Source organism: Kutzneria viridogrisea DSM 43870 (assembly GCF_000525635.1).
GTDB lineage: Bacteria > Actinomycetota > Actinomycetes > Mycobacteriales > Pseudonocardiaceae > Kutzneria > Kutzneria viridogrisea.
In genome coordinates this window covers 6851065-6864142 of the sequence record NZ_CP007155.1, presented here as the reverse complement: position 1 = coordinate 6864142, position 13078 = coordinate 6851065, and the positions used below count along the sequence as shown (strand labels likewise).

2 protein-coding genes are annotated in these 13078 nt (G+C 71.6%); both read left to right on the top strand.

Annotated features, from left to right (window positions below; genetic code table 11):
- Positions 1 to 22: 22 nt before the first annotated feature.
- A complete protein-coding gene (locus KALB_RS30155; protein ID WP_025359408.1) occupies positions 23 to 11806 on the top strand; it encodes an amino acid adenylation domain-containing protein in 11784 nt (3927 codons plus the stop codon).
- 53 nt (positions 11807 to 11859) lie between these two features.
- On the top strand, positions 11860 to 13077 hold the full coding sequence (locus KALB_RS30150) for an MFS transporter (protein ID WP_025359407.1): 1218 nt from the start codon (positions 11860 to 11862) through the stop codon (positions 13075 to 13077).
- The last annotated feature ends 1 nt before the right edge of the window (position 13078 follow it).

Below are 13078 nucleotides of genomic sequence, written 5' to 3'. Positions count from 1 at the left end.
CCCGAACCAGGAAGGTCCGCAGATGTCGCTCACCCCGCAGGACCAGGCCGACCTCGAGGCGTGGAACCGCACGCAGGTGCAGCACCCCGTGCACAAGACGGTCCACCAGCTCATCGCCGAGCAGGCGCGGGAGCGGCCCGAGGCCATCGCGATCACCTGTGGTGGCAGGGAGTTGACCTACCGGGAGCTGGACGAGCGCAGTGACCGGCTCGCCGCGCTGCTGCGCCAGCGGTACCGGGTCGGACCGGACGCACTGGTCGCGCTGGTGCAGGACCGCGGCGAGCACGTGCTGATCAGCATGGTCGCGGTGCTCAAGGCGGGCGGGGCCTACGTGCCGATCGACCCCGGCACCCCGGACGAGCGGCTGGGCTTCGTGCTCGGCGACACCGGGGCGGCGGTGGCCCTGACGGGCCGGGAGCACGCCGGGCGGGTGACTCGTCTGTCCACAATGGACGTGTTCGCGGTGGACGGCCCGGAGGTGGAGCTGGTGCTGGCCGACCAGCCCGCCACCGGGCCGGACTCGCCGTGCGCGGCGGAGAACCTGGCCTACGTCATCTACACCTCGGGCACGACCGGGCGGCCCAAGGGCGTGATGATCGAGCACCGCACCGCGGTGAACTACATCTGCAACGTGGCGAACCGGATCGGACTGTCCACTGAGGACATCTGCGACTACTCGACGAACCTCAGCTTCGACCTCACCGTGACCACGACCCTGGCCTGCCTCGCGCTGGGCGGCCGGGTCGCGGTCTACCAGGGGCCGGTGCAGGACCTGGACGCCTACCGGGCGCACCTGGTCGAGGCCGGGGTCACCTTCGCCAAGCTCACCCCCGGCTACTTCGGGCTGCTGGCCGACTCGGTGCACCAGACCGAGCTGCGCCGGGTGGTCCTCGGTGGCGAGAAGATGGGCCGCGGGGTGCTGCGCAGGATCAGGAAGCGGCCGGAGCAGGCGTTGGTGGTGCTCGACGAGTACGGGCCGACCGAGGCCACCGTGGGGACCTGCCTGAGCGTGGTGTACCCCTCCTCCGGCGCGGAGCCCAACATCGGCCGCCTGTACGGCAACGTCACCGGCTACGTGGTCGACGAGCAGGGCGCGCTGCTGCCCGTTGGCGCGGTCGGCGAGCTGTGCATCGGCGGCGCGGGGCTGGCCAGGGGCTACCTCAACCTGCCCGAGCTGACGGGGCAGCGGTTCACCGACAACCCGTTCCGCACCGAGCAGGAGCGGCTGGCTGGCGGCAACGAGCGGATCTACCACACCGGGGACCTCGTGCGCTGGCTGCCCGGCGGCGAGCTGGAGTACCTCGGGCGCAACGACGACCAGGTCAAGATCCGCGGCTACCGGGTGGAACTGAGCGAGGTCGGCGAGGCCGTCGAGCAGCACGGCGACGTGGAGCAGGCGGTGGTGCTCGCGCTGACCGAGGGCGCCGAGAAGCAGGTCAAGAGCCTGGTCGCCTACGTGGTGGCCGGGGAGTTCGGCTGTTCGGACGCCGAACTCGACGAGTTCCTGGCCCAGTCGCTGCCCGAGTACATGGTGCCCAGCGCCTACGTGTTCCTCGACGCCCTGCCGCTGACCGCCAACGGCAAGGTCGACCGGGCCGCGCTGCCCAAGCCGCGGCTGAACCCGATCGACAGCTACGTGGCGCCGCGCACGGGGCTGGAGAACACCGTGCACGAGGTGTGGTCGGAACTGCTCAACACCGGTGACCGCAAGTTCGGTGTCACCGACGACTTCTTCAAGCTGGGCGGCGACAGCATCGTGGCCATCCAGCTGCTGAGCAGGCTGCGGCAGCGGCTGGGCGTGCACATCCCGGTCGACGAGGTGCTCAACCGCAACACGATCGAGAAGCAGTGCGACTTCCTGGCGACCCGCCAGCCGGGCGGCGGGCACGGGGACGGACCGGTCCGCACCGAGACGGGCGCATTGACCGGCCCCGCACCACTGTTGCCGATCCAGCAGTGGTTCTTCGACAACGACTTCGCCCGCCCCGACCACTGGAACCAGGCCTTCCTGGTCGCCACGCCGGAACTGGACCTCGACCGCCTGCGGGCCGCCGTGCGGGCACTGGGCGAGCACCACGCGGGGTTCCGGCTCAGGTACCGGCGTGCCGAGCAGTACTACGCCGGGGACTTCACGCCCACCGAGCTGGTGGTCGGCACCAGCGAGGACCTCACCGAGCTGCTGACGGCTTGGCAGGGCGACTTCGACCTGGCCGAGGGCCCGGTGTACCGGGTGGGCTACGTGAGCGGTTTCGCCGACGGCACCGCCCGCGTCCTGATCGCCTGTCACCACCTGGTGGTGGACGCGGTCAGCTGGCGCATCCTCGCCGAGGACCTGCGCGCGTTCTACCACGGGGAGCAGCCCGCGGCGCAGGCCAGCAGCTACCGGCAGTGGGCGCGGGCGGTGGCCGAGTACCCCCGGCACAACCCCGCCGAGCAGGACTACTGGGCCGGGGTGGACGAGGAGTTCGCGCGTGGGGGTGATGCGGCGCTGCGGGCGTTGGTGCACAGCGAGGACACCAGGACCGTGGCCGGGTTCGAGCTGGACCGCGAGACCACCGGCAAGCTGATCAGCGGCAGCAACCACGCCCACCACACGCAGATCAACGACATCCTGCTGACCGCCTTCGCGCACGCGCTGGCCGAGGTGACCGGACAGCGGGTCAACCACGTCATCCTGGAGGGGCACGGCCGGGAGGAGATCGACCCCGGGCTGGACGTGTCCCGCACGGTCGGCTGGTTCACCACCATGTTCCCGGTCCGCCTCGAAGCGCGGCCCGACCCGCAGGACAGCCTGCGGACGATCAAGGAGACCCTGCGGGCCGTCCCGGCCAAGGGCATCGGCTACGGGCCCTGCCGCGGCTACGACAGCTCCCGGCTGCCGCGGATCAACTTCAACTACCTGGGCCAGTTCGGCGCGGACGACCCGGCCGACGCGCGGGCCTGGCGGATCACCAGGGAACCCGCCGGCCAGGCCGTGCACCCGGACAACCGGGACGGCAACATCATGACCATCAACGGCATGGTGCTCGACGGCAGGCTGAGCTTCACCATCGTCAACAAGCTCGGCACCGAGACCGGGCAGCTGGTCGCCGACCGGTTCCGGCAGGCGCTGGTCGCACTGGTCGAGGACCTGGCCGCGGCCGACCGCGGGTACCTCACACCGTCCGATGTGGACCACGTGGTCTCGGCGGAGTACCTGGACGAGATCCAGCGCGAGCGCGAGGTGGAGGGTGTCCACCTGGCCAACAGCCTGCAACAGGGCTTCATCTACCAGGCGGTGACCCAGGGGCGGTTCGACGACGCCTACACGGTGCAGACCACCTGGAGCTACCACGTCGGCATGGACGTGGCCGCCCTGCACGAGGCCTGGCGGTGCGCGCAGCGCCGGTTCGCCAGCCTGCGGCTGCGCTTCGGCTGGCAGGAGGACCTGGTCCAGATCATCGACGTGCGGGGCAGCCTGGACTGGACCCTGCTCGACCACAGCGCGCAGTCCCCGGCCGAGCAGGAGGCCTCGCTGCGCGCACTGCTCGACGCCGACCGCGCCAAGCCCTACGACCTCGCCGCGGGCTCGCTGTTCCGGGTGTACCTGGTCAAGCGGCACGACCAGCACCTGACCTGCCTGTTCAGCAGCCACCACGCGATCCTGGACGGCTGGAGCAACACGGTCCTGTTCAACTACGTGCACGAGGCGTACCAGGACCTGGTCGAGGGCAGGCCGGTGGACTCCTCGCCCGACTACGGCTACGCGGCGGGCCAGCGGTACCTGCAACGCCACCGCGGCGAGCACGCCGGGTTCTGGCGCGACTACCTGGCCGGGCACGAGCAGCGCATGGACCTGCAGGGGCTGCTGACCCCGCAGGCGCGCGCCCAGGGCGTGCAGGTGGAGCAGACCCGGTACACGCGGCGCATGCGGGAGATCAGCTTCCAGGTGGCCGAGGAGCGGCACGGCGCGCTCAAGCGGCTCACCCAGGAGTCGGGCACCACCGCCAACGCGCTGTTCCTGCACCTGTGGCACCAGGTGCTGCGCGCCTACGGCGGCAGCACGCAGACGATCTCCGGCCTGGTGCTGTCCGGGCGCGGCATCCCGGTCAACGACATCGAGAACTCGGTCGGCCTGTTCATCAACACGCTGCCGCTGGTGGTCGACCACACCGAGCCCGCCGAGACGGTGCTGGCCGACATCAGGGCGATCCAGCGGCAGATCAACGAGTTCAACGCGCACAGCGCCGCGGAGCTGGCCGGGCTGCACGAGGGCAGCGGGCGGTTGTTCGACACGCTGTTCATCTACGAGAACTGGCCCAAGCTGGCGCAGGACGGCTGGCAGGCCCGGCTGCGGACGAGCTTCGACGGGGAGTACGAGAAGCTGGACTACCCGCTCGCGGCGATCGTGTCGGAGACCCCGGCGGCGATCGACTTCCGGCTCAGCTACGCCGAGGAGCTGTTCGACCGCACCTACGTGGAGCAGATGCTCGCCGTGCAGCGGCACCTGCTCGACCAGGTGCTGGCCGAGGCCGAGCGCCCGACCGCGGACCTGGCGCTGCTGGACGCCGACGGCCTGGCGCGGGTCGAGGCCGCGCTCGCCCCGCCCGCGGCCGAACCGGCCACCGAGCTGTCCTTCCCCGAGCGGTTCCTCGCCCAGGCCACGCTTACCCCCGAGCGCGTCGCCGTGACCTGCGGTGAGCAGGCCCTGACCTACCTGGAACTGGAGCGGCGCGCCGAGCGCCTGGCCGGTCTGCTGCTGGCCGAGCACGGCGTGCGGCGGGGCGAGTTGGTCGTGCTGTGCATGGACAAGGGGCTCGACCTGATCGTGTCGATGCTCGCGGTGATGAAGGCGGGCGCCGCCTACGTGCCGCTGGACCCGAGCTACCCGGCCGACCGGATCGCGCACGTGCTCGCCGACACCGGGACCCGGGTCGTGCTCACCACCGGCGCGCACCTGGGCCGGTTCCCGGTCGCCGTGGACGTGACCGCTCTCGGTGCGGTCGCGGACCGTGCGATCGACCGCGAGCCGGTCAGCGGCTCCGACCTGGCGTACGTGCTCTACACCTCGGGCACCACCGGTCTGCCCAAGGGCGTGATGGTGGAGCACGGGTCGTTCTGCGCGCTGCTGGACGCGGTGCGGCAGCGGCACTTCGCCGAACACGACCAGGTCAGCACCTGCGCGCTGACCAACCACGTGTTCGACATCTTCGGCCTGGAGTACGGGCTGCCGCTGATCACCGGCGGGCGGGTGGACCTGGCCACCGACCTGCCCGAGATCCTGGACTGCCGGGACCTGGACTTCGTGCAGGTCACGCCGAGCGTCTGCGATGTGCTGCTGGAGCGGCTGACCGGTACCGAGTCGACCCTGCTGCTGGTCGGCGGCGAGCGGTTGAGCCGGGAACTGCTCGACCGGGCGCTGGCCCGCGGCCTGGACGTGGTCAACGTCTACGGGCCCACCGAGACGACGATCTGGTCCACCTCCAGGCTTTACCGGCACCGCGAGGCCGACACCGGCCAGGGCGTGGGCCTCGGCCTGCCGCTGGCGGGGGAGACCGCGCACGTGCTGGACGCGCACCTGCGCGCCGTGCCGGTGGGGGCGGTCGGTGAGCTGCTGATCGGCGGCGTGGGTCTGGCGCGCGGCTACCTCAACCAGCCGGAGCTGACCGCCGAGCGGTTCGTGCGGCGCGGCGCGCAGCGGCTCTACCGCACCGGCGACCTGGTTCGCCTGCGGGCCGACGGGGAGCTGGAGTACCTGGGCCGCAACGACTTCCAGGTCAAGATCCGCGGGCACCGGATCGAACTGGGCGAGGTGGAGGCCGCGCTGTCCCGCTGCGCGGGCGTGCGGCAGTGCGCGGTCGTGGCCAAGGGCCTCGGGCAGCCGGTGCTGGTCGGCTACTACGTGGCGGATCAGCACCTGGACCCGGCCGAGCTGGACCGGCAGCTGCGCCAGACCCTGCCCGGCCACATGGTGCCCGCCAGCTACGTGGCGCTGGACGAGCTCCCGCTGACCATCAGCGGCAAGCTGGACCGCAAGGCGCTGCCCGACCCGGCGCTGCCCGGTTCGCGCGCGGCGGCCCCGCCCCGTGGCGAGCTGGACGAGCGGCTGTGCGTGATCGTGGCGCGGCTGCTGGGCCGCGGCGTGGACGAGATCGGCATCGACGACGACTTCTTCCAGCTGGGCGGCAACAGCATCCTGTCGATCAAGCTGGTCGCGGCGGTGAACCGCGAGCTGAGCCTGCCGGTGACCGTCGAGTACCTGCTGCGGCACAGGACCGTGCGCGAGTTCGTGGACGAGCTGGGCGGCCGGGGCGGCGACCGGGCGATCACCCCGGCCCGCGCCGAACGCCCCGAGGACCAGGTGCTGTCCTTCGCCCAGGAGCGGCTGTGGTTCATCGAGAAGTTCGAGGGCGGCACGAACGCCTACAACCTGCCGCTGGTCTTCGCCGTCGACGACCGGGTGGACACCGCGGTCCTGGCCGAGGGCGTGGCCGATCTGGTGCGGCGGCACGAGATCCTGCGCACGCTCATCCGTGAGGGCGAGGACGGCAGCGGCTACCAGGTCGTGCTGGACCTGGACCAGGTCGACCTCGCGCTGGACCCGGTGCACGTCCCCGACCGCGCCGCCATGCACGAGCACATGCGCGAGCAGTCCCAGGGCGTGTTCGACCTGGCCACGCAGGCCCCGTTGCGGGTGCACCTCTACCAGTTGGCGGGCAGCGGCGAGCGGTACCTGTCCTTCGTGATCCACCACGTGGCCTTCGACGGCTGGTCCACCGACGTGGTGCTGGCGGACCTGACCTCGTTCTGCACCCGCACCGAGCGGACGGCCCCCGAACCGGCCGTGCCGCCGTTGCAGTACCGGGACTTCGCCGCCTGGCAGCGTGATCACCTCACCGGGCAGCGCACCGAGGAGCTGCTGCGGTTCTGGCGGGACAAGCTCGCCGAGTTCGCCACCCTGGAGCTGGTCACCGACCACCCCCGGCCGGACAGCACCGACTACCGCGGCGCCAACCTGCACCTGGAGCTGGACGCCGAGGTGTCCGGCGCGCTGCGCGAGTTGGCCAAGCGCTTGCGGGTCAGCCTGTTCAGCCTGCTGCTCAGCGGTTACTACCTGACCCTGCGTTGCTTCGCCAACCAGGACGACGTGGTCGTCGGCGTGCCCTTCGCCAACCGGGACCACCCGCAGCTGGAAAACCTGGTCGGCTTCTTCGTCAACACCCTGCCGCTGCGCTCGCGGGTCGAGCCGGGCAGCACGGTGCTGGACTACGTGCGGGCCACCGCCGCCGAGGTCCTGGAGGTGTTGCGGCACCAGGAACTTCCCTTCGAGCGACTGGTCGACGGGCTGGACGTGCCCAGGGACACCAGCCGGCACCCGATCTTCCAGGTGGCCTTCGGGGTGCAGGGCTTCGGCGCCGCACCGCGCGGCACGCGGAGCGCGACGCCGGTGCTGCGGACCTCCGAGGAGACCGCGATACTCTACACCGTCGCGCGGTTCGACCTGAGCATCTTCGTCGACGACTCGCGGGACCGGCTGCGCTGCGACCTGAACTACGCCACGAGCCTGTTCACCGAGTCCACGGCGGGCAGCTTCGGGCAGACCTACCTGCACGTGCTGCGCCAGTTCGCCGGGCTCACCGAGGACGACCCGCTGCGCGTGGCGGACCTGACCTACCTGGACCAGGCGCGCCACCGCGAGATCGTGCACGGGTGGAGCGCCCCACGCGCCGCGCACGACTCGGACGCGCTGCTGCACGAGCTGTTCGAGCAGCAGGCCAAGCGCTTGCCGGACAAGGACGCCCTGGTCTGGAAGGGGCGGCGGCTGACCTACCAGGACGTGGACGAGACGGCCAACCAGCTCGCCCACCACCTGCTCGCCGAGCCCGGGACCGGGCCGGGTGAACTGGTCCTGCTGTGCCTGGACCGCAGCGACCACATCGTCGTGTCGATCCTCGGCGTGCTCAAGGCCGGGTCGGGCTACGTGCCGGTGGACCCGAGCTACCCCGACGACCGGATCGCCTTCATCCTGGACGACACCGGGGCGCGCACGATCGTCACCAACCGCAGGCACGCGCAGCGGCTCACCGAGCTCGTGGCGCAGGTGCGGCCGCCGGTCCGCGTGCTGGCCGTGGACGACCCGGCAGTGCAGGACCTGCTCGACGAGCAGCCGCTGCACACCCCGTCGACCGGGGTCACCAGCGCCGACACCGCCTACGTGCTGTTCACCTCGGGGACCACCGGCACGCCCAAGGGGGTGCCGCAGTCGCACGCCAACGTGGTCCGGCTCTTCCGCACCACCGAGCTGGTCTACGACCTGCGCGAGGACGACGTGTGGACGCTGTTCCACAACTACGTCTTCGACTTCACCGTCTGGGAGCAGTGGGGCGCCTTCCTCTACGGCGGCCGGCTCGTGGTGCCGACCTTCGAGGAGACCCGCGACCCGAACCTGTTCCACGCGTTGTGCCGCCGCGAACGGGTCACCGTGCTGTGCCAGACCCCGACGGCCTTCTTCCAGTTCGCCGAGGTCGCGCTGGGCAAGGAGGAGGGGCAGCGGGTCGAGGATCTGCGCTACGTGTTCTTCGGCGGTGAGGCGCTCAACGTGCCGCTGCTCGCGCCCTGGTTCGCCCGCTACGACCACCGCAAGCCGCAGTTGGCCGCGGGCTACGGCACCACCGAGACCACGGTGTTCACCTGCGCCAAGCTGTACGACAACACCGACACCAGTTCCACCGACATCGGCCCGCTGCTGCCCGACGTCGCCGGGTACGTGCTCAATCCGCACCTGCGCCCGGTCCCGGTCGGCGCGGTGGGCGAGCTGTTCATCGGCGGCGAGGGACTGGCCCCCGGCTACCTGAACCGGCCGGAGCTGACCGAGCAGCGCTTCATCGCCAACCCGTTCGCCGCCGAAAACGAGGATGGCTCACCTCGGGTTCGCAACGACCGCCTGTACCGCAGCGGCGATCTGGTGCGCTGGCTGCCCGACCGCGGCCTGGAGTTCGTGGGCCGCAACGACCTCCAGGTCAAGGTGCGCGGTCACCGCATCGAGCTGGGCGAGGTCGAGACCGTGTTGGCGGGCTACCCGGGCGTGCGGCAGGCCGCGGTCGTGGCCCGCAAGCGCGGGACCGGGTCGGCGGACACCGACCTCGTCGGCTACTACGTGTCCGCGGCGGCCGTGGTCGAGGCGGAGGTCCTGGAACACCTGCGGGCCAAGCTGCCCGAGTACATGATCCCCACCGCGCTGGTCCGGGTGGAGGCGCTGCCCCGCACGATCAGCGGCAAGCTGGACACCAAGGCGCTGCCCGAGCCGGAACTGGCCGCCACCGAGCACTTCGTGCCACCCCGCACCGCCGAGGAGGCCACCGCCCGGGTGGTCATGGCCGAGGTGCTCGGCGTGCCCGAGGACCGGATCGGGGTCCGCGACGACTTCTTCGGCCTTGGCGGCAACAGCATCCTGTCGATCAAGCTGGTGGGCAGGCTGAGCAAGGAGCTGGGCGCCGAGATCAGCATCGCCGCGCTGTTCAAGCACCGGACCATCGCCGACCTGGTCGGCGGCCTGTCCGGGGGCGGCCGCCCGGCGAGCGTGATCGGGAAGCTGGCGGCCCGCGCCGAGACCGAGCAGGTGCTGTCCTTCGCCCAGCAGCGGCTGTGGTTCATCGACCGCTACGAGCAGGGCACCACCGCGTACAACATCCACCTGATCTACGAGGTGCTGCCCGGCACCGACCTGGACCTGTTGCGGCGCAGCGTGCTCGCGGTGTACGAGCGGCACGAGGTGCTGCGGACCCTGGTCGAGGAGGACGCCGAGGGCGAGCCGTACCAGCGGGTGCTGGCGGTCCAGGACGCGCCGCTGACCGTCGACCAGGTGTCCCTGGCCGACGCCGGGGCCCTGCGCGCGGAGGTGGAGCGCGACGTCAAGCGCCGGTTCGACCTGGCCACCCAGGTCCCGTTCCGGGCGCGGCTCTACCGCACCGGCACCGGTGAGCACCGCGAGGTGGCGCTCGGGCTGTTCGTGCACCACATCGCCTTCGACGGCTGGTCGGCCGATCTGCTGCTGACCGAGCTGGGCGAGTTCTACGAGTACTTCTCCCGGCAGGCCGCGGGGGAGCCCGCCGTGCTGAACCTGCCGGAGCTGAGCATCCAGTACCGGGACTTCGCCGCCTGGCAGCGCCGCGAGATCAGCGGGCAGCGGCTGGCCGAACTCGTGGCGCACTGGCGGTCCAGGCTGGCCGGCGCACGGCCGCTCGCGCTGGCCACCGACCACCCCCGCCCCGCCGCGGTGGACTACCGCGGCGCGTTCATCACCGCGGAGTTCGACCGGGAGGTCTCGCTGGCGCTGCGCGAGCGGGCGCGGCAGCTGGGCGTGAGCCTGTTCAGCCTGCTGCTCACCGGCTGGTACCTGGTGCTCACCAGGTTCAGCGGGCAGCAGGACCAGGTCGTCGGTGTGCCGGTGTTCAACCGCCAGCAGGCGCAGACCCACGACCTGATCGGCTGTTTCGTCAACTCGCTGGCCCTGGACCTGCGGCTGGACCAGCAGGACAGCACCGCGACCGCCGTGGTCCGGGTCGCCGACCGGGTCCTGGAAGCCCAGCAGAACCAGGACCTGCCCTTCGACCGGCTGGTGGCCGAGCTCGGGCTGGCCCGCGACCCGGGCCGGCACCCGCTGTTCCAGGTGTGGTTCGACGTGCACTCCTTCGCCGAGACCGCGGCCGACCACGACAGCGGGGGCCAGGCCGGGCCCGCGGCCCCGCTGCGCACGCACCCGCTGGACGAGCGCCGCGCCACCGAGGACCAGGAGATCGTGACCCGGTTCGACCTCAGCGCCGAGATCAACGACGGTGCGGACACCCTGGTCGGCACCTTCACCTACGCGGTGAGCCTGTTCGAGCGGTCCACGGTGCGGCGACTGGTGCGGGCCTACCAGCTGCTGCTCACCCAGCTGGCGGAGCCCGTGGCGCGGCCCCTGGCCGAACTGAGCTGCACCACGCCCGAGCAGGACCGGGAACTGCTCGCACTGGGCAGGGCCGAGCGGCTGGACCGCCCGGGTACCGTCGCCGAGCTCGTGCGCGCGCAGGCCGCGCGGACACCCGAGGCGATCGCGGTGGTGCACGGGGAGAACCGGCTGACCTACCGGCAACTGGTCGACCTGTCCTGGGTCGAGCAGGAGATCCCGGCCGAGCAATGGTTGGTGGACAACGCACTCGCGGTGGCCGCCGAGCACGGCTTCGGCGCTGACGGCACGGAGGTGGTCTGCGACCTGGGTGGCGGGCCGAGGGCGCTCTGCCTCGCGCTGCTGCACGGCCACACCGCGCTCGTGGCCACAGCCAGCGGCGAGCTCACCGGGCAGTTGTGGGCCGCCGGGGTGACGCACCTGATCGCCACCACCGAGCAGCTGCGCGGGGTCGACCTCGCGGGGCTGCCCGCCCTGCGCAGGCTCGTCCTTACCGGGCCGCCACTGGATTCGGCGGAACTCGCGCAAATCCAACGGGCCACCCGGTGCGAGGTCCTAACCGAGTACCGCTCGGCTTTGGTGCACACCGCACGTGAAGGGGAATCGGCACTGGGCAGGCCGCTGCGCAACGTGCACGCGCTCGTGCTGGACGCCCAGCTTCGGCCGGTGCCGATCGGGGCGGTGGGGCAGCTGTTCCTCGCCGTGCCGGGCCAGCCGGGGCAGGACCTGCTCGGCGATCCCAGCACCTTGTTCCATCCCACGGGGGAACTCGTCCGGTGGCGGGCCGACGGGGTGCTCGAACAGGCGGTCCGGCCACCGGCACCGGCCAGGCCGCAACCGCCCAGGCGGGCTGGGGCCAGGCGGGGTCGGGGGCGCTGACATGGTGAGTGCCCCGAACCCGCGAACCAGGACTACGAAGGACTGATCACGAGATGTTGCCCCAAGCCTACCGACGCGTGCTGGCCCTGCCCCGCGTGCGGACGACCATCCTGATGATGTTCGTCGCGCGGCTGCCGATGACCGCCATGGGCATCCTGATGACCCTGCACGTGGTGCACACCCTCGGCAAGGGATACGCCGAGGCCGGGCTCGTGGGCACCGCCACGACCATCGGCGGTGCGCTCGGCGCGCCCGCGGTGGGCCGGATGATCGACCGCTTCGGGCTGCGCAGGGTGGTCGCGGTCTGCGGGCTCTGCTCGACCCTGTACTGGGTGGGCGTGCCGCACCTGCCCTACCTGGTGCTGGTGGTGTTCGCGGCCCCCGCGGGCCTGCTCGCGGTGCCCGCGAACTCGCTGACCCGCCAGTTCCTCACCGCGCTGGTGCCCGAGGACCAGCGCCGCGCCGTGTTCACCCTGGACACGATCCTCGCCGAGACCTCGTTCATCTTCGGCCCCGCGCTGATCGTGTTCGTCACCACCCAGCTGTCCTCCGCGGTGGCGCTGACCGGGATCGGCTGCTGCATCGGGCTCACCTCCCTGGCGCTGTGGATCACCAACCTGCCGGTGCGCACCGCCGAGGAGGCCGCGCCCGGCGAGCAGGTGGCCCGCCCCAGGATGCGTACCTGGCTGGACGGCAGGCTCGTCGCCGCGCTGCTGATCTCCGTCGGCGCGCTGTTCACCCTGATCGGCACCGAGTTGGCGTTGATCGCGGGCATGGGCGCCTCGGGGGAGACCAGTTGGACGGGCGTGGTGTTCGCGATGATGTCGATCGCCTCCATCCTCGGCGGCTTCGTGCACGGCGCGGTCCGCAAGTCGCTGAGCCAGGCCCTGCTCGCCGGTCTGCTCGGCCTGCTGGTGGTCCCGGTCGGCCTGGTCGACCACCCGTGGTGGCTGCTGGGCATCGCGCTGATCCCGATGAACCTGATGTGCACGCCGACCCTGGCCGCGTGTGCGGAGACCGTCAGCAGGCTGGCCCCGGCCAGGGTGCGCGGTGAGGCCATGGGCCTGCAGGACTCGGCGACCCGGTTGGGCATCGCGCTGGGCAACCCGGTCGTCGGCTTCGTCATCGACAACGCCTCGCACGTCTGGGGTTTCGCCGCGGCCGGTCTCGGCGGCCTCGTGCTGACCGGGGCGGGCGTGCTCTGCCAACGGCGGTCCGGGGCCACCGACCGGCCGCAGACCCCCGCCACCGAAGCCGAGGTGCCCGCGTGAA

Bases quoted from the DNA above. Each gene is read 5' to 3' on its own strand.
- KALB_RS30155 (WP_025359408.1), top strand. From the start codon at position 23: ATGTCGCTCACCCCGCAGGACCAGGCCGACCTCGAGGCGTGGAACCGC.
- KALB_RS30150 (WP_025359407.1), top strand. From the start codon at position 11,860: ATGTTGCCCCAAGCCTACCGACGCGTGCTGGCCCTGCCCCGCGTGCGG.